Source organism: Umezawaea sp. NPDC059074 (assembly GCF_042738955.1).
GTDB lineage: Bacteria > Actinomycetota > Actinomycetes > Mycobacteriales > Pseudonocardiaceae > Umezawaea.
In genome coordinates this window covers 1-17,727 of sequence record NZ_JBHYHC010000024.1, presented here as the reverse complement: position 1 = coordinate 17,727, position 17,727 = coordinate 1, and the positions used below count along the sequence as shown (strand labels likewise).

Sequence of the window (17,727 nt, the reverse complement as noted above, 5' to 3'; positions counted from 1 at the left end):
TCCCCAGCTGTCACGGAGGACCGGCCTTGTACCCGACGCCGCGGACGGTCAGCACGACCTCCGGGTGCTCCGGGTCGCGCTCGACCTTGGACCGCAGGCGCTGGACGTGCACGTTCACCAGACGGGTGTCGGCGGCGTGCCGGTAGCCCCACACCTGCTCGAGCAGCACCTCCCTGGTGAACACCTGGCGCGGCTTGCGCGCCAGCGCCACCAGCAGGTCGAACTCCAGCGGCGTGAGCTGGATCGGCCTGCCCTCGCGCAACACCTCGTGACCGGGGACGTCGATGCTCAGGTCGCCGATCGCCAGCGTTTCCGCGGGCTCGTTCTCGGTCCGCCGCAGCCGCGCCCTGATCCGCGCGACCAGCTCCTTCGGCTTGAACGGCTTGACCACGTAGTCGTCCGCGCCGGACTCGAGGCCCAGCACCACGTCCACGGTGTCGCTCTTCGCCGTGAGCATGACGATCGGGACGCCCGACTCCGAGCGGATCGCCTTGCACACGTCGATGCCGTTCATGCCGGGCAGCATCAGGTCCAGCAGGACCAGGTCGGGCTTGAGTTCGCGCAGCGCGGGCAGGGCCCTCGCCCCGTCGGCCACCACCGCGGTGTCGAAGCCCTCACCCCTCAGCACGATGGTCAGCATCTCCGCCAACGCGGGGTCGTCGTCCACCACCAGCACACGTGCCTTCATACCCAACATCGTCGCACTGACGGCCGGCCGTTCGCGCACCGCCCAGCGATCATCGCTGCTGGTCGTCGCGCGGGTTCGATCCGTAACCAGCTGGTGCTGTCGTTCCACCAGGCCACCTCGCCCTGTTAGCGCCGCTGAGCGGTTGTCTGGAACTAATACGCGGTGCGCTCACTTTTCGTTACCGAAAGTACCGAAGCGGACAGGAAAACCCACCCTTACGGCCTAATATTGCCCGGTTAACTTCGCACTTCCGAGTGCACTTAGTGTGACGATCAGCGACCAAATAGGCGATCAAGAAGGGGAGAAATTTTCACGTCCGCAGTCCCGTCGACCACTTCCCACGGCCCCAGCCACCCGTCGGCGGCCAACCCGTCGTACACGGACGAGCACCGCTGCTGGAGCCCGCCGTCCGACTCGTACAGATCACGGGCCCGCTCGGCGTCGTCCGCCTCGCGCCGCGCCGCCCGGTCCGCCGCGACCGCCGTCGGCACCCGCAGCAGCAGTTGCAGGTCCGGCACCGGCAGCCCGAACCGGTCCACCTCCAGCGCGCGGACCCACTCCACGAACTCGCCCCGCGAGTCCTGCCGCAGCCGCGCGGCCCCGTACGCCGCGTTCGACGCGATGTACCGGTCGAGCAGCACCACGTCGTACTCGGCGAGGTCGGCGCGGATCCGCTCGGCGGCACCCCGCCGGTCCAGCGCGTAGAGCACGGACATGCCGTGCACCGAGTCGGTGAGGTCGCCCAGCCTGCCGTGCAGCGCGTCGCGCACGAGGTCGGCGTGCACGTCCTCGTCGTAGCGGGGGAACGCGCCCGTCGCCACCTTCGCGCCGCGCACGGCGAGTTCCGCGGTCAGCGCGCCCGCCAGGGTCCGCTTCCCCGCACCGTCAAGTCCTTCGATCACCACGAGCTTTCCCACCCGCACACCCTAGTTGTGCGGCGGATCGTCACCATCGGACGCAGGCGAACGCCGTAACCGTCCCAAGCTTGTAACCCACATGGGTGAAACGGGATCTTCCGGTCACCGGATCGAGTGACTACGGTGAACCAACACTTCGGCGTGCGGAAGGTGGTGCCGCGGTGACCGCGGACTTCGGGCACGCCGGTCCGGCTGACGAGCCGACCGGCCTCCCGACCGGAGAGATGCCCGCCTCACTAGCCGAAACGCTGCGCTACGGACCGTTCCACCGGGCGCTGCGGGACGCGATAGCGCTTCGGGGCCTCTCGCTGGCCCGGCTGCGCGCGCACATCGAGCAGCTCGGCGTGCAGGTCGGCCAGTCGACGCTCAGCTACTGGCAACGCGGGCTGCGTCACCCGGAAGTGCCGAGGGCGATCCCGACCGTGCGGGCCCTCGAGATCGTGCTCAACCTGCCGACCGATTCGCTCACCTCGCTCATCGGCCCGCGCCCGTCCCCCCGCCCCACGCCTTCGGCTTTCGCCGAACTGGCTTCGGCCTGGGCCGACACCGCGCCGCTGCTGTCGGAGTTCGACGCCATCCCCGAGTCGTCCCGGTCGAACGCCGACCTGGAGATGCTCTGCGTCCACGACGCCGTCCTGATCGGCGGCCAGCACGAGCAGCGCGCCGTGACGACCCGCCTGGTCGTCCGGGCCCTGCGAGCGGGGCCGGACCGCTACCTGGCCGTCCACCAGGGCGACGAGGGCAGCCGCATCGACAGCGCCGTCGTCCGCCCTGGGGAGGGGTGCAGGCAGGGCCGTCTGAGACGCCAGGCCGCGTCGCGCGGGCTGGCCGTGGAACTGCTGTTCGACCGGCGGCTCGCCGAAGGCGAGGAGCACGTGTTCAGCTACACCGTCGTCGACGACACCGGCGGCCCCACCCCCGGCCACCACCGCACCTTCCGCGACCCCTGCCGCAGCTACCTCGTGCAGATGGGCTTCCACCGCCGGGCCCTGCCCGCCAGGTGCACCAAGCAGTTCCGCAGCGGCCTGATGGCCACACCGGTGGACGTGGACGAACTGGTGTGCGGCCTTGGAGGCGTTGTGAGCGCCTACTTCAGCGACGTTGGCCCCGGTACCGCGGGTGTCTCCGTCGAGTGGAGCTGACGGAGACACCCCTTCTTTCAAAATCAGTACCTGTAGTGGTCCGACTTGTACGGGCCCTCGACGTCCACGTCGATGTACTCCGCCTGCTCCTTGGTGAGCTTGGTCAGCTCGCCGCCCAGCGCCGCGAGGTGGATGCGCGCCACCTTCTCGTCGTGGACCTTGGGGAGGCGGTAGACCTCCTTGTCGTACTCCTGGTGCTTGGTGAACAGCTCGATCTGCGCGATCACCTGGTTGGAGAACGAGTTCGACATGACGAAGCTCGGGTGGCCGGTGGCGTTGCCCAGGTTGAGCAGGCGGCCCTCGGACAGCACGATGATCGACTTGCCGGAGGGGAAGACCCACTCGTCGACCTGCGGCTTGATGTTGGTCTTGCGGACGCCGGGGTAGCGGGACAGGCCCGCCATGTCCAGCTCGTTGTCGAAGTGGCCGATGTTGCCCAGGATCGCCTGGTGCTTCATCGACGCCATGTGCTCGGCGGTGACGACGTCCTTGTTGCCGGTCGTCGTGATGACGATGTCGGCGATCTCCAGGACCGTCTCCAGGCGCTTGACGTCGTAGCCGTCCATGGCCGCCTGGAGCGCGCAGATCGGGTCGATCTCGGTGACGATCACCCGTGCGCCCTGGCCGCGCAGCGACTCCGCCGCGCCCTTGCCGACGTCGCCGTACCCGCAGACCACGGCCACCTTGCCGCCGATGAGGACGTCGGTGCCGCGGTTGATGCCGTCGATCAGCGAGTGGCGGATGCCGTACCGGTTGTCGAACTTCGACTTGGTGACGGCGTCGTTGACGTTGATCGCGGGGAACAGCAGGGTGCCCGCCGCGGCCAGCTGGTAGAGCCGCATGACGCCGGTGGTGGTCTCCTCGGTCACGCCGCGGATGCCCTCGGCGATCTTGGTCCACTTCGAGGAGTCCGCCGCGAGCGAGTCGCGCAGCGTCTGGAGCACGACCTTCCACTCGTCCGAGTCGTTCTCGTCGTCTGCGGGGACGACACCGGCCTTCTCGTACTGCACGCCGTTGTGGACGAGCATGGTGGCGTCGCAGCCGTCGTCCAGGATCATGTTCGGGCCGCCGTCGGGCCAGGTCAGCATCTTCTCGGTGGCCCACCAGTACTCCGGCAGGGACTCGCCCTTCCAGGCGAACACCGGGACGCCCTTGGGCTCCTCCGGGGTGCCGTGCGGGCCGACGACGACGGCCGCGGCCGCGTGGTCCTGGGTGGAGAAGATGTTGCACGACGCCCAGCGCACCTCGGCGCCCAGCGACACGAGCGTCTCGATCAGCACGGCGGTCTGGACCGTCATGTGCAGGGAGCCGGACACGCGGGCGCCCTTGAGGGGGTACACCTCGGCGTACTCGCGCCGCAGCGTCATGAGGCCGGGCATCTCGTGCTCGGCGAGCCGGATCTCCTTGCGGCCGAACTCCGCGAGCGAGAGGTCGGCGACGGCGAAGTCGAGCCCGTTGCTGGTTTGGAGCCTCGCGGCCTCGATGTCGGCGGTCATTCTCAGTTCCCTCCACGGCAGCACTAACGGGTCAATCGACCCTACCGCCGCCACGCCGGGCCGGTCCGTTCGCCGTGATCGGGTGGCCGATGGCCCACTATGGCGGTTCGACCTCACCACGCGGAGCTGCAGTTAGGACCGACGATGCTCATTCAAGGCCCCGACACACGGGTCGTCGAGTTGCGGGTCCACGGCGTGCAGGGCACGACGCCGCAGTCGCTCGTGGACGCCGTGGCCGCGGTCGACGTGGCGGGTGACGGGCTGGGCCGGATCGTGCGGCCCGCCGACCGGCTGCGCAGGCCCGGACCGGGTCCGGTGCTCCAGGCCGACGGGCGTCCGGTCACGCGGGTGGTCGAGGGGTACGTGTGGGGCGCGATGACGTCCGGTGGGTGGGCGAAGGCGACGTGGGCGGTGCTGTTCCCGTTCAGCCTGGCGAACGCGGCGCACTGGATGCTGCCGCCGGTGCCGGAGCGCAACACCGCCGCCCACCTGCTGGGGATCGGGCTGCGGTCGCTGCTGCGGCTGGCCGCGCTGCTGCTCACCGTGCTGCTGGTGGCGCAGACGGCGGTCGTGACGCTGGACCTGGTGGCGGCGCAGTGCCTCGCGCCGGGCTCCGCGTGCCTGGCCGACGTGGTGCCGCTGTCCCTGCGCACGACGCCGTGGGCGCGGACCGCGGTCGGGCTCGCCCCCATCGCGCTGCTGATCTTCCTGGTGGCCCGGCTGTCGAGGGTGGACTGGCGCGTCGACCGGCCGGAGCCGACCGACGGCGAGCCCGAGTCGTCCGTACTCCCCGGCGCGCACGTCGCCACCGACCCGGACGCCCCCGCGCTGCGCGCTCTGCACGTCGTCGCGGCGCTCGGCGGGGCCTCGGTGATCGCCCTCGGCGGCCCGCTCGGTCCGCTGGTGGCCCCCGGCCCGCAGGGCGTGGCGATCACGGTCGCGTGGGTGCTCGGACTGGTGCTCAGCGGCGTGGCCGCGCTCGGCGTGATGCTGCTGGACGACCCGACGGGCGGGGCGCCGCACCGCGGTGGCCGCTGGCTGCGCGCCGCGCTCGGCCACCGGGTCCGCCGAGGGCTGCTGTTCGGTTCGGGGGCGTTGCTGCTGGTGGCGGGCGGTCTGGTCGACCGGTTGCCGACGCGGATGCCCGGTGTGGACGTCGGCGTCCAGGTGTTGGCGGCGCTGCTGGTGCTGGTGTGCGTGCTGCTCGGGGTCCTGCTGGTCCCGGCGGCCCTGCTGGCCCGGCCCGCGTGGGCCGCGCTGCCGCGCCGGCTGCGGCCGTGGGCCGGTGGCTGGATGGCCGCGCCGATGCTGGCCGTCGCGGGCCTGCTCGGCGGCGGGTTCGGCGCGGGGGTCGCGCTGACCGTGCGGTGGCTGCTCGGCGGCGGGCTGCCGCTGCCCATCGGCTACGGCTACATCACCCTGCTGTGGGGCGTGGCCGGCGTGCTCGGCCTGCTCGCGGGCGTCTTCATCGTCGCGACCACCGGCATGGTGCGGTGGAGCGCGCTGCGGGGGAACCGCGAGTGGGCGCACGAGGCGGCGCTGCTGCACTCCGGGCGAGTACGGGACGTCAAGCTCGCGGCACGGGCGTGGTGGTGGGCCCGGTGGGCGCGCAACCACAGCCACCACGTGCTGCTGATCCTCGCGGCCGTGCTGGTCGCGGGCGCGATCCCCGCCATCGCGCTGCGGCTGCGGCAGATCGAGCCCGCGGCGTGGACCACGCCGTTCTCCGCCTTCGGCGTGCTGGCGCTCGGCGTCCTCGCCGTCACGCTGCTGCGCGCGGTCTGGCTGGCCGCACGACGGCCGCAGTCCGGTCGACGGCTGGGGGTGCTGGCGGACATCGCGTCGTTCTGGCCGCGCGAGGCGCACCCCGTGGTGCCGCCCTGCTACGCGCTGAAGGTCGTGCCGGAACTGGTGGCGCGCACCCGTGAACACCTCCAGGACCGGGGCACCCGCGTGGTGCTGACCGGGCACAGCCAGGGCAGCCTGCTGGTGGCCGTGGCCGCCGCCCGGCTGCTGGAGGTGCTGCCGCCGGAGGACCGCGAACGCGTCGGTCTGCTGACCGCCGGGTCCCAGTTGCAGTGGGCGTACCCGAGGGCGTTCCCCGCCGTGGTGCCGCACAGCTCCCTCGCCGCGCTGGCCGGTGGCCTGGACGGGCGGTGGCGGGCGCTGTGCCGCGGCACGGACCCGCTCGGCGGCGCCGTGACGACGTGGGACAGGCAGGTGTTCGACGGGCTGCTGCTCGGCGTCGGCTACCTCCCCGACGGCACCGAGGGCGCGCTGCCGCCCGCCGTGCGCGGCCCGAACGGCGCGCTCGTGCTCGGCGGCGACCACTGGCTGCCCGACCCGCAGCGCGGACCGTTCCCCGGCAGGCGGTGGGCGTCGGGCGTGTGCGGCCACGCGGACTACACCGCCGACCCAGAGTGGGACCGGGCCGTGGCCATCGCGGCCGGGCTCAGCCGGGTCGACTCGCCCGAGCAGACGACCGGCTCCCTGCCCTCGCTGCCCGCCGCCCGGCGCGGGACGACCCCGCCCATCCAGGTGAAACCGCTCTCACAGGCTTCGGAACCCCGTTCACCCTAAGGTTCGGTTATGCGCTGACTAAGTCCTGCGCAACGATGGTCACCACTCGCCTCACCCGACTTATGTTTCGGGCCCGAGACGAGGAGATGACACGATGTCGGGTGCACTGCCGAACGAGCTCCGCCGGTCGCTGAGCGAGATCGCCCGCACGCCACGACTGCTCATCGCCTGCGATTACGACGGCACGCTCGCCCCGATCGTGCCGGACCCCGCGCAGGCGTTGCCGCTGCCGGAATCCGTGGCCGCGCTGCGCGCGCTGGCCGAGCTGCCGTCCACCGAGGCGGCCGTCATCTCCGGGCGCGAGCTGCGCGACCTCGCGGTCATGTCGCGGCTCCCCGTCGAGGTGCACCTCATCGGCAGCCACGGGTCGGAGTTCGACGCCGGGTTCGCCACCGAGCTGCCGCCGTCCGTGCGCGACCTCTACCACCGCATGCTCGCGAAGCTGGCGAAGATCGCCTCCGACGCCGAGGACGTGCTGCTGGAGGTGAAGCCCGCGGGCATCGCCGTGCACACCCGCAAGGCCACCCAGGAGGTCGCCGCGCAGGTGTCGCAGGCCGTGCGCCTCGGGCCGGGCCGGTGGAACGGCGTGCAGGTCACCGAGGGCAACTCGGTCATCGACCTGACGCTCGTGCCGACCGACAAGGGCCAGGCCGTGGAGCTGCTGCGCAAGCGCTTCGGCACCACCGCCGTCGTCTACATCGGCGACGGGATCAGCGACGAGCGGGCGCTGTCCCGGCTGACCTCGTCGGACGTCGGTGTGAAGGTCGGCACCGACCCGACGACGGCAGAGCACCGCGTGGCCGAGCCGATCGCCGCCGCCCGCGTGCTGGCGTTCCTGCTGGACGCCCGTCGGCGCTGGCTGTTCGGCGAGCAGGTCGTGGCGATCGAGCGGCACAGCATGCTGTCGAACCAGCACACGCTCGCGCTGGTCACGCCCGCCGCCAAGATCAACTGGATGTGCTTCCCCGAGCCGGACTCCGCCGCGCTGTTCGCGGACCTGCTCGGCGGCCCGTCCGCGGGCCACTTCACCATCAGCCCCGCGCACTCCGGCCTCCCGCTGGGCCAGCGGTACCTGCCCGGCACGATGACCGTCGAGACCCGCTGGTCCAAGCTGGCCGTCACCGACTACCTGGACGACGACGCGCTCGTGCGGGTCGTGTCCGGTCACGCCGCCGCGATCGTGGAGTTCGCGCCCCGCCCCGAGTTCGGCGCGGTCCCGGTCCGCCTGGTCGTGGAGAACGACGGCCTGCGGGTCGTCGGCACGGCCGACCCGATCGTGCTGCGCTCGCCGGGTGTCGACTGGCAGATCGTCGACGACGGCGAGCACCAGACGGCCCGCGCGGTCCTCGAACCGTCCCCGGACACCCACGCCGTGTTCGAACTCCGCTGCGGCACCTCGGACCTGTCCCCGCACCCGGTCGCCGAGGTCGCCCGCCGCAAGGCGGCCGGTCAGACGTGGCAGACCTGGTTGGACGGCCTGACGCTGCCGGACGTGCAGCGCGACCTCGTGGCCCGCTCCGCCCTCACCCTGCGCGGCCTGGTGCACAAGCGCACCGGCGCGATCCTGGCGGCGGCCACCACCTCACTCCCCGAGGAAATCGGGGGCGTTCGCAACTGGGACTACCGCTACTGCTGGCTGCGCGACGCCGCGCTGACCGCGCAGTCGCTGGTGTCCCTGGGCTCCACCTCGGAGGCCGAGGCGTACCTGGACTGGCTGCACGACGTCCTGGACACCCTCCCCGGCCCGGAGCGCCTGCACCCGCTGTACACGGTGCAGGGCGGCAACCTGGGCGCGGAGGCGGTCATCGAGTCCCTCCCCGGCTACGCGGGCTCCCGCCCGGTCCGCGTCGGCAACCTGGCCAGCCAGCAGGTCCAGCTCGACGTGTTCGGCCCGATCGTCGAACTGATCACCATGCTCGCCGCCGCCCGCGCCGAGTTGGCCGAACGCGACTGGGCCGTCGTCACCGCCATGGTCACCGCCGTCGGCCACCGCTGGCAGGAAGCCGACCACGGCATCTGGGAGGAGCGCCACGCCCCGCGCCACCGCGTCTACTCGCGCGTCATGTGCTGGGTGACGGTGGACAGGGCCATCAAGATCGCCACCCGCTTCGGCCGCGAGGTCCCGGAGTCGTGGGTGATACTGCGCGACTGCATCGCCGTGGACGTCCTGAAGAACGGCTGGAACGACGAGGTAGGAGCCTTCACCACGGCCTACGACGGCGACGACCTGGACGCCGCCTCACTGCACGTGGGCTTGTCGGGCTTGATCGACCCGTCCGACGAACGCTTCCAATCCACCGTCACGGCAGTGGAAGCCGAACTCCGCCAGGGCGCAACGGTCTACCGCTACCGCCGCGACGACGGCCTCCCCGGCGACGAGGGCGGCTTCCACCTGTGCGCGGCGTGGATGATCGAGGCCTACCTCCGCACCGGCAGGCGCACGGAGGCAGAGGAACTCTTCGGCCAACTGGTCGACTGCGCAGGCCCCACAGGCCTCCTCGCGGAGGAGTACGACCCGCTGAACGAACGCTCCCTGGGCAACCACCCCCAGGCGTACTCCCACCTGGGCCTGATCCGCTGCGCCCAACTGCTGGACGAGGTCTGGTAGCCACCCCCCAAGCCGTGTGGGGCGCCCAATCCGCGCCGAAGGAAGGACGCTCCACACGTTCCACCCGAAGAGGCCCGCCCCCGCCACAGGGACGGGCCTCTTCACCTTCGAGGCCAGAAAATTCCAGAAGGGCCAGAGAGTGGACAGAGACGGGAAGCGGGACCGGCACCGACCAAGACCGAACCGAGCTGGACAGGACGGCCTGGACACGGCCGGAACCGGAGAGCCAGGACGAGGACTGGAACTGCGCCGCTGGCAGAACCGAGGCCCGGAACCGGGGCTACGACTGAGACTGAGCCACGACTGCGGCTGGGCCTGGGACTGAGCCTGAGCCGGGTTTGTGGCGAGGAGCCGAAGTTCAGGCCAGCACTGAGGTTGGAGTCGAGCCCTGGGTTAGGGCTGGGGCTGGAGTTGCCCTGGGCTGAGGCTGGCGCTGGAGTCGAGCCCTGGGTTAGGGCTGGGGCTGGAGCTGAGCCCTGGGTTAGGGCTGGGGCTGGGACTGGCTGTTCCTGTGTTCTCAAGCGGAAGCACGCAACCAGGGCGGCGACCAGACCCCCGGCTTCACCCCGATCCTGAGCGCCCTTCGTGCTTTTTCGTCTTTGTCAAGGCGTCTTTCCAGCCTTGACAAAGACGAAAAAGCATCGAAATAATTGCGCGATCGGGTTGAAGCCACCCCAAAAAACCTCAAGGCGCAACCAACACCCGCACAGCCTCCACCACCACACCCCGCCGCCGAGCATGATCATCATCCGACAACCCGGCGATCTCCTCCGTCTGCACAGACCACATCGACGCCGTGTTGATCACCAACATCAACAAGTGCTCAGCCGAGAACCGCGAAGACACCACCCCAGCCTCCTGCGCCTCCCGAATCGCCGCCACCTTCGCCAGATCCGCCTCCCGGATCGCCGCGATCCCCCCTCGCCCCTCACTCTCCAACCGATGCCAGGCAGCGAGCCGCATCACCTCCGGATACGCCACCTGCCCGTCGAACAACGCCCCCGCGTACCCAGGCAGATCCCGAGCATCGATAGGCAATGTCGACACAGCACGCACCACCACGTGATCGAACACCGCCTCGAACAGCTCGTCCTTCCCCCCGAAGTACGTGTACACCAGCCCAGCACTGCACCCGGCTCGTTTCGCGAGCCGGTCGATCCGCGCCCCCGCGATGCCGAACTCGGCGAACTCCGCGAGCGCGGCCTCCAGCAGCTGCTTCTTCTTGGCCTCTGGGTCCCGTGGCGCCATGCCACCCACCCTATTGAATGAACGTTCACTTGACAACTCCCCCACGACAGTGCTCCACTAGCACCAACGAACTGAATGAACGTTCATTTAGGAGCAGCATGACCCCCCAACGCGCCCTCATCACCGGCGGCAACAACGGCATCGGCTACGAAACCGCCCTAGCCCTGGCCACCACGGGCACCGAGGTGGTCCTGGCAGGCCGAGACGAGGCCAAGCTCCACACCGCCGCCGCCAAGATCCGCGAACAGCTCCCCACCGCCCAGGTCGACACCCTCCACCTCGACCTGGCCGACCTAGCCTCCGTCAAGACCGCAGCCCAGGCACTCCTCGCCACCGGCCGCCCCCTCGACCTGCTCATCAACAACGCGGGCGTCATGGCCGTCCCGGACCGCCGCCTCACCGCCGACGGCTTCGAACTCACCTTCGGCACCAACCACCTCGGCCACTTCGCCCTCACCGGCCACCTCCTCCCCGCCCTCACCGCCGCCAAGACCGCCCGCGTGATCACCGTCAGCGCCAAGGTCTCCCGCACCAAGAACGCCACCCTCGACGACCCGCTGAGCGAGAACTCCTACTCGGGCATGGCCGCCTACACCAAGTCCAAGCTCGCCAACGTCGTCTTCACCGTCGAACTGGCCCGCCGCACCAGGAACGTCCTCACGGCCGTCGCCGTGCACCCCGGCACCAGCGCCACCGGCCTCCAGCAGCACACCCCGAAGGTCTTGCAGGCGCTCACGTCCGTCCTCCTCGACCGCCTGGTCGGCCAGTCCCCGTCCGAGGCCGCTCGCCCTTCCCTCTACGCCGCAACGGTTCCCGGCGTGAAGTCCGGTTCCTTCATCGTCCCGAAAGGACGCGCCGAACTCCGCGGCGAACCCGGCGAGGCCGAACTCCCCCCAGCCGCGACGAACCCCGCCACCGGACAACGCCTCTGGAAGCTCTCCGAATCCCTCACCAACGTCCACTACTGAAACGAGCAGAAGCCATGACCTACGAACGAATCCAACAGTCCACTGTGGACGCCATGAAAGCCATCAACACCGCCCTAGCGGCAGCCAAGTACCCCGACCCCTCCACCCCGGAAGGCCTAGAGGTACTCCGCAACGCCACCTTCCAGGCCCCCGCCCCCACCGAACTCACCCCCGTTGACCGCACCCTCCCCAACGGCCAGGTCGTGCGGATCATCCGCCCCGACGGCCCCGTCAACGGCGTCGTCTTCCACGTCCACGGCGGCGGCTTCGTCCTCGGCAAGCCCAGTGACGACGACGCGATCAACGACCGACTGGCCCGCACGGCCCAGGTCGCCGTCGTCTCGACCACCTACCGCCTGGCCCCGGAGCACCCCTTCCCCGCAAACCTCGACGACTGCCTGACCGCCGCCCGCTGGCTCGCCGACAACGTCGAGGCCGAGTTCGGCACCGACCGGATCGTCATCTCCGGCTACTCCGCGGGCGGCTACCTGGCCGCGCAAACGCTGCTGCGCCTGCGGGACCTCCACCCGGAGGCGTTCCGCCGGTTCGTCGGCGCCAGCCTGGTGTTCGGCGTGTACGACCTCAGCCGCACCCCGAGCGTCCGCCGTTCGACCCCGGACACGATCGTCCTGCCGTCGCACTGGACGCGCCAGTTCACCGCCTTGGCGTTCCCCGGTCTGGACGACGAACGCTTGCGCAGTCCCGAGTTCTCCCCGCTGCACGCCGACCTCACCGGTCTCCCGCCCGCCCTGTTCACCGTCGGCGACCTGGACCCGCTGCTGGACGACTCGCTGTTCCTGTCCGCCCGCTGGACCGCCGCGGGCAACGAGAGCGACCTCTCGGTGTGGCCGCACTCGCCGCACGGCTTCGTCGGCATGACCCCGCCGACCGGTCTCCTCGCGCAGGCCCGGATCAACGCCTGGATCGCCGACCTGCTGGCAGCCAGGACCCCGACCACGGTCGTGCGCGCGTTCATCGACGAGGTCGTCAACGGCGGCGACCTCGACCGGATCGACGACCTGTGGGCCCCCGACCTGGTCTGGCACGGCGGCAGCCTCGGCGAGGTGCACGGGATCGAGGACTACCGGACCATGCTCACCGCCGCCAAGACCGGCTCGTTCACCGGCATGGAGCTCACGGTCCACGAGCTCATCGCCGCCGGTGACCAGGTCGTCGTGCGGTTCACCAACAGCGGCACGCAGGACGGCCCTTTCCTCGGCCTGCCCGCCACCGGGAAGCACGCCGAGTGGCTCGGCGTCGGGATCTACACCGTCCGGAACGGCCGCATCACCGAGGCGTGGTTCGCCGAGGACGTGCTGGGGATGCTGCTCCAGCTCGGCGCGCTCTCACTGGGGACGCTGACCCCATAGTCGCCACGCGCGGGGGCTCTGGCGCTCGTGGTTGCTGTCCGCCTCGGCGAACCGCAGCCGGATCCGGGCCCCGCCGAGCTTCCCGCGCTCTATGTGGATCGTGCCGCCCGTGCTCTCCACGGCGGCCCTGGCGATGTCCAGCCCGAGCCCGGTGGACCCGCGCCCGCTGGCCCCGCGCAGCAGCGCGGCCTCCGGGTCCGCCACGCCGGGGCCCGCGTCGTCGACGACGAGTGTGATCCATCCCGCATGGCGAACAACTGCCACGCCGACCTCCGTGGACGGCGGCGTGTGGTGGAAGACGTTGTCCATCAGCGCGTCGACGACCGCGCTCAGCCCCTCGGTGGACAGGGCGACGGGGGTCGGCTCGTAGGGCAGGTCGACGTCGCAGATCCGGCCCTGGTCCTCCGCGTAGGCCGTCCAGAAGACCATGCGGGTCCGCACGACGGCGCTGACGTCGCACCGGTCGCCGAACTCGCCGGAGTTCTGGTGCACGGACTGGATGATCCGGTCGACGTCGTTCTCCATGCTGGTCACGGCCCTGCGGATGCGCTCGGCGACCGGGCCGGAGCCGATCGACTCCGCGTCCAGCCGCAGCGCGGTCAACGGCGTCCGCAGCCGGTGGGAGACGTCCGCGATCATCTCGCGCTCCTTGGCCAGCAGCCGTCCGGTCCGGTCCGCGGCGGCGTTGATCGACTCGGCCAGCGTCACCAGCTCGGCCGGGCCGGTCAGCTTGATCCGCACGTTCACGTCGTGCAGGCCGATCTCCCGCGCCGTGTCGGACAGCACGCGGACCGCGTCCAGCGCGGGGTGCGCCATCCGGCGGCCCACCAGCACGGCGAGCCCCGCGCCCACGACGGTGACCAGCACGAGCAACGCGATCCGCAGGACGAGTTCCCCGTCCACGACCTCCGCCGGGGACGTGGTCACCACGATGGCCGTGTCCTCCAACGAGGTCGCCACCCGCAGGCCGTCCGTCAGCTCCGGCGTCGAGGTGCCGACCCCTATCGTCGCCCCGTCCGGCAGGTACACCGCCAGCCTGCCCTCGACCCCGGCGCTGGTGCCCGCGATCGCCGCGCGCACGGTGTCGTGGTCGGTCGTCACGGTGAGCACGGCGGCGATCGTCTGCCGCGCGTGCTCGTCGGAGACGCGGGCTTCCTCGCGGGCGTCGAGCACGACCAGCACGATCGCCAGGGCCAGCAGCAGGACCGCGGACGTCGCGGCGGTGACTCCGAGCGCGCGGGTGACCAGCGCCCTCATTCGGGCGCCGACAGCTTGAGGCCCACCCCTCGCACGGTGTGCAGGTACTTGGGGTTGGCGGCGGTCTCCCCGAGCTTGCGGCGCAGCCACGACGCGTGCACGTCGATGGTCTTGTCGTCGCCCACGTGCGGGTGGCCCCACACGGCCTGGATCAGCTCGCGGCGGGTGATCACCTTCGACGGGCGCTGCGCCAGGTACGCGAGGAGGTCGAACTCGCGCCTGCTCAGCGACAGCATCTTGTCGCCGAGCCTGGCCTGGCGCTGGCCGAGGTCGATGTGCAGGTCGCCCACGGTCAGCACGTCGACGTGCTCGGGCTTCGGGCGCTCGGTGCCGGTGCGGCGCAGCAGCGCGTTCATCCGCGCGGTGAGGTGCTCGCTGGAGAACGGCTTCACGATGTAGTCGTCCGCGCCCGCGTCGAGCGCCGAGACGATGGAGCTCTCGCTGCCGCGCGCGGTCGCGACGATGACGGGGACGTTGCTCACCCCGCGGAGCATCCGCAGCGCGGCCACCCCGTCGAGGTCCGGCAGGCCGAGGTCCAGCAGCACCAGGTCGAGCTCCTGGTTCGCCGCCTCGCGCAGCGCGGCCACGGCGGTGCTCACGGCCTGCACCACGTGCCCCAGTTCGGTGAGCGCGTGCACCAGCGCCGCTTGGACAACCGGGTCGTCCTCGACCAGGAGCACTTTCGACATGGGGTGAACACTAGGCATCCGAACGCCATCGGGCGAGTGCTGGTGTTGCCGGGGCATTATGCGCAGGTTGCGGACTTATCGCGATTGTGCCGACGCCTTAATCCTGCCTTAGTAGGCCTCCGTTTACGGTCTTCGCACCGAGGCCGTCGTGTCTCGGATCACAGTGGCAGGGCTTGATCGCCTGCGAGGAGATGGTCGTGGCAGAAGTAGTACTGACCGGGCTGGGCAAGGTGTACTCCGACGGGACGCGGGCCGTCGACGATCTCAACCTGGAGATCCGCGACGGGGAATTCCTCGTGCTCGTCGGACCTTCCGGCTGCGGGAAGACGACCGCGCTGCGGATGATCGCCGGTCTGGAGCACATCAGCGAGGGCACCATCCACATCGGCGAGACCGTCGTCAACGGCGTGCCGTCGCGCGACCGCGACGTGGCCATGGTGTTCCAGTCGTACGCCCTGTACCCGCACCTGAACGTCCGGGAGAACATCGGGTTCGGCCTGGCGCTGCGGAAGCTGCCCAAGAAGGAGATCGACCGCCGCGTCCGCGAGGTCGCGGAGGTGCTGGAACTCCAGGAGCACCTCGACCGCAAGCCGCGCGCCCTCTCCGGCGGCCAGCGCCAGCGCGTCGCCATGGGCCGCGCGATCGTCCGCGAGCCGCAGGTCTTCCTGATGGACGAGCCGCTGTCCAACTTGGACGCGAAGCTCCGGGTCCAGATGCGCGCGCAGATCGCCAGGGTGCAGCGCGACCTCGGCGTGACGACGGTGTACGTCACGCACGACCAGACCGAGGCCATGACGCTCGGCGACCGCGTCGCGGTGATGAAGCGCGGCGTCCTCCAGCAGGTCGGCCCGCCCCAGGAGCTGTACGACCGCCCGGTCAACCTGTTCGTGGCGGGCTTCATCGGCTCGCCCGGCATGAACCTCGTGACCACCCGCCTCGACAAGGACGCCGAGGGCCGGTACTGGGTCGCGCTGAACTCCGACGCCCTGCTGCTGCCGGAGAGCGTGCTGCACCAGCGGCCCGCGCTCGCCGACCACGTCGGCAAGGACGTCGTGCTGGGCATCCGCCCGGAGGACATGGAGGACGTCGCGCTCGCCGACGCGCAGGAGGGCCAACTCCTGCACTCGGTCGCGGACCTCGTCGAGGCGATGGGCTCGGACGTGCTCGTGCACTTCCCGATCGACGCCGAGCCGGTCGTCACCGAGGACACCAAGGAACTGGCGATGGACGCGGGCACCGAGGACCTGCCGTCCCTCACCAAGGGCAAGGGAACGGTCATGGTCGGCCGCTTCAGCCCCCGCACGCGCATCTACGAGGGCCAGCCGGTGGCGGCCTGGGTCGACACGTCGCGTCTGCACTTCTTCGACCCGGAGACCGGGTCGTCCATCTGGAACAGGTCAGGAGATCAGCGATGAGGCTGAACAAGGTTTCCGCCGTGCTCGCCGCGGCAGCGGTGGTCAGCGCGACCGCGTGCTCGTCCGGCGGGACGACCGACGGGGGCAGCGCGGGCGCGAGCCTGAAGGGACAGACCGTCGAGGTCGTCGGCCCGTGGTCGGGCGACGAGCAGCAGAAGTTCGAGAAGGTCCTGGACGCGTTCAAGACCAAGACGGGCGCCACGGTCACGTACACGCCCGCCGGTGACGAACTGCCCACCCTGCTCCAGACGAGACTCCAGGGTGGCACGCCACCGAGCGTGGCCCTGGTCGCCCAGCCCGGCCTGATCGCCCAGCTCGCCAAGGCGGGCTCGCTCAAGCCGTTGTCCCCCGAGGTCGAGAAGGCCGTCACGGACCACAACGCGCCGATCTGGAAGCAGTTCGGCAGCGTCGACGGCAAGCTCTACAGCGTGTACTTCAAGGCCGCCAACAAGTCCACGGTCTGGTACAGCCAGAAGGCGTTCGACCAGGTCGGCGCGAAGGTCCCCGCCACGTGGGACGAGTTCGTCGCCACCGGCAAGTCCATCGTGGACACCGGGCAGGCCGCGGTCTCCGTCGCGGGCGCCGACGGCTGGACGCTGACCGACTGGTTCGAGAACGTCTACCTGCGCACCGCGGGCCCGGACAACTACGACAAGCTCAGCAAGCACGAGATCCCGTGGACCGACCCGTCGGTGCGCAAGGCCCTCGAAACGCTGGCGCAGCTCTTCGGTGACGAGCGGCTGATCGCGGGCGGCCACGCCGGCGCGCTGCAGACCGAGTTCGCCAAGTCCGTCATCAACGTCTTCGGCGACGACCCCAAGGCCGCCATGGTGTTCGAGGCCGACTTCGTCGCCAGCGTCATCACCGCCAACACCAAGGCGAAGGTCGGCGAGGACGCCAAGTTCTTCCCGTTCCCGTCGGTCGGCGGCAGCAAGTCCGCGGTCGTGGCCGGTGGCGACGCCGCCGTGGCGCTCAAGGACGACGAGGCCACCAAGCAGTTCATGGCGTTCCTCGCCTCCCCCGAGGCGGGCACCGTGTGGGCCGAGCTCGGCGGTTTCCTGTCCCCCAACAAGGACATCGCGGCCGACTCCTACCCGGACGACGTGACCCGCGACCTCGCGAAGGCCCTCGTCGACGCCGGTGACAACGTCCGGTTCGACATGTCCGACCTCGCCCCGTCCGCCTTCGGCGGCACCAAGGGCGCGGGCGAGTGGAAGGACCTCCAGGACTTCCTGGCCGCTCCGGCCGACCTCGACGGCGCCACCAAGCGCCTGGAGGACAACGCAGCCAAGTCATTCGTCGGGAAGTGACATGACCGTTTCCGATTCCGCCGTCGCGGACGCCGAGGG

The 17,727-nt window shown here is 70.6% G+C and carries 13 protein-coding genes; 7 read left to right on the top strand and 6 right to left on the bottom strand.

Annotated features, from left to right (window positions below; translation table 11 throughout):
* Positions 1-10: 10 nt before the first annotated feature.
* Together mtrA and ACFWW9_RS13755 are read right to left on the bottom strand one after the other, a co-directional pair.
* Positions 11-688 carry an MtrAB system response regulator MtrA gene (gene mtrA / locus ACFWW9_RS13760; protein ID WP_106187587.1) on the bottom strand — a complete coding sequence of 226 codons (678 nt, stop codon included), beginning with the start codon at positions 686-688 and terminating at the stop codon, positions 11-13.
* Between the two features lie 272 nt (positions 689-960).
* A complete protein-coding gene (locus tag ACFWW9_RS13755; protein WP_390376025.1) occupies positions 961-1,605 on the bottom strand; it encodes a dTMP kinase in 645 nt (214 codons plus the stop codon).
* A 161-nt stretch (positions 1,606-1,766) separates the two neighbouring features.
* On the opposite strand from ACFWW9_RS13755, the gene ACFWW9_RS13750 reads away from it, so the two are divergent.
* The gene (locus ACFWW9_RS13750; RefSeq protein ID WP_390376022.1) at positions 1,767-2,747 is read left to right on the top strand and encodes a hypothetical protein; all 981 of its coding nucleotides are present in this window, start codon (positions 1,767-1,769) and stop codon (positions 2,745-2,747) included.
* Positions 2,748-2,770: 23 nt separating this feature from the next.
* On the opposite strand, the gene ahcY is transcribed toward ACFWW9_RS13750, so the two are convergent.
* Positions 2,771-4,243, bottom strand: coding sequence for an adenosylhomocysteinase (ahcY, locus tag ACFWW9_RS13745; RefSeq protein ID WP_390376019.1), 1,473 nt, complete (start codon positions 4,241-4,243; stop codon positions 2,771-2,773).
* Positions 4,244-4,387: 144 nt separating this feature from the next.
* Between ahcY and ACFWW9_RS13740 the strand changes: the two genes are divergently transcribed.
* Positions 4,388-6,823: a hypothetical protein gene (locus ACFWW9_RS13740; protein WP_390376016.1), complete on the top strand. Its 2,436-nt coding sequence runs from the start codon at positions 4,388-4,390 to the stop codon at positions 6,821-6,823.
* 94 nt (positions 6,824-6,917) lie between these two features.
* Positions 6,918-9,431 carry a trehalose-phosphatase gene (gene otsB / locus ACFWW9_RS13735; RefSeq protein WP_390376013.1) on the top strand — a complete coding sequence of 838 codons (2,514 nt, stop codon included), beginning with the start codon at positions 6,918-6,920 and terminating at the stop codon, positions 9,429-9,431.
* Between the two features lie 684 nt (positions 9,432-10,115).
* Here otsB and ACFWW9_RS13730 read toward each other — a convergent pair.
* Positions 10,116-10,679: a TetR family transcriptional regulator gene (locus ACFWW9_RS13730; protein WP_390376010.1), complete on the bottom strand. Its 564-nt coding sequence runs from the start codon at positions 10,677-10,679 to the stop codon at positions 10,116-10,118.
* A 98-nt stretch (positions 10,680-10,777) separates the two neighbouring features.
* On the opposite strand from ACFWW9_RS13730, the gene ACFWW9_RS13725 reads away from it, so the two are divergent.
* Both ACFWW9_RS13725 and ACFWW9_RS13720 read left to right on the top strand, forming a co-directional pair.
* Positions 10,778-11,647, top strand: a complete 870-nt coding sequence (locus ACFWW9_RS13725) for an oxidoreductase (RefSeq protein ID WP_390376007.1) — start codon at positions 10,778-10,780, stop codon at positions 11,645-11,647.
* Positions 11,648-11,661: 14 nt separating this feature from the next.
* Complete coding sequence (locus ACFWW9_RS13720) at positions 11,662-13,017, top strand: alpha/beta hydrolase fold domain-containing protein (RefSeq protein WP_390376004.1); 1,356 nt, start codon at positions 11,662-11,664, stop codon at positions 13,015-13,017.
* Here ACFWW9_RS13720 and ACFWW9_RS13715 read toward each other — a convergent pair.
* Entirely contained in the window at positions 12,994-14,274 is a 1,281-nt protein-coding gene (locus ACFWW9_RS13715) for an ATP-binding protein (protein ID WP_390376001.1), read from the bottom strand. The genes ACFWW9_RS13720 and ACFWW9_RS13715 overlap by 24 nt on opposite strands.
* Entirely contained in the window at positions 14,271-14,963 is a 693-nt protein-coding gene (locus tag ACFWW9_RS13710; protein ID WP_390375998.1) for a response regulator transcription factor, read from the bottom strand. Before ACFWW9_RS13710 ends, ACFWW9_RS13715 begins: the two co-directional genes overlap by 4 nt.
* Before the next feature lie 197 nt (positions 14,964-15,160).
* Here ACFWW9_RS13710 and ACFWW9_RS13705 point away from each other — a divergent pair, with 197 nt between their 5' ends.
* Both ACFWW9_RS13705 and ACFWW9_RS13700 read left to right on the top strand, forming a co-directional pair.
* Positions 15,161-16,378, top strand: coding sequence for an ABC transporter ATP-binding protein (locus ACFWW9_RS13705; protein WP_390375995.1), 1,218 nt, complete (start codon positions 15,161-15,163; stop codon positions 16,376-16,378).
* A complete protein-coding gene (locus tag ACFWW9_RS13700) occupies positions 16,375-17,688 on the top strand; it encodes an ABC transporter substrate-binding protein (protein ID WP_390375992.1) in 1,314 nt (437 codons plus the stop codon). Before ACFWW9_RS13705 ends, ACFWW9_RS13700 begins: the two co-directional genes overlap by 4 nt.
* The last annotated feature ends 39 nt before the right edge of the window (positions 17,689-17,727 follow it).

Bases quoted from the DNA above. Each gene is read 5' to 3' on its own strand.
- mtrA (WP_106187587.1), bottom strand. From the start codon at position 688: ATGAAGGCACGTGTGCTGGTGGTGGACGACGACCCCGCGTTGGCGGAG.
- ahcY (WP_390376019.1), bottom strand. From the start codon at position 4,243: ATGACCGCCGACATCGAGGCCGCGAGGCTCCAAACCAGCAACGGGCTC.
- ACFWW9_RS13740 (WP_390376016.1), top strand. From the start codon at position 4,388: ATGCTCATTCAAGGCCCCGACACACGGGTCGTCGAGTTGCGGGTCCAC.
- otsB (WP_390376013.1), top strand. From the start codon at position 6,918: ATGTCGGGTGCACTGCCGAACGAGCTCCGCCGGTCGCTGAGCGAGATC.
- ACFWW9_RS13730 (WP_390376010.1), bottom strand. From the start codon at position 10,679: ATGGCGCCACGGGACCCAGAGGCCAAGAAGAAGCAGCTGCTGGAGGCC.
- ACFWW9_RS13725 (WP_390376007.1), top strand. From the start codon at position 10,778: ATGACCCCCCAACGCGCCCTCATCACCGGCGGCAACAACGGCATCGGC.
- ACFWW9_RS13720 (WP_390376004.1), top strand. From the start codon at position 11,662: ATGACCTACGAACGAATCCAACAGTCCACTGTGGACGCCATGAAAGCC.
- ACFWW9_RS13715 (WP_390376001.1), bottom strand. From the start codon at position 14,274: ATGAGGGCGCTGGTCACCCGCGCGCTCGGAGTCACCGCCGCGACGTCC.
- ACFWW9_RS13710 (WP_390375998.1), bottom strand. From the start codon at position 14,963: ATGTCGAAAGTGCTCCTGGTCGAGGACGACCCGGTTGTCCAAGCGGCG.
- ACFWW9_RS13700 (WP_390375992.1), top strand. From the start codon at position 16,375: ATGAGGCTGAACAAGGTTTCCGCCGTGCTCGCCGCGGCAGCGGTGGTC.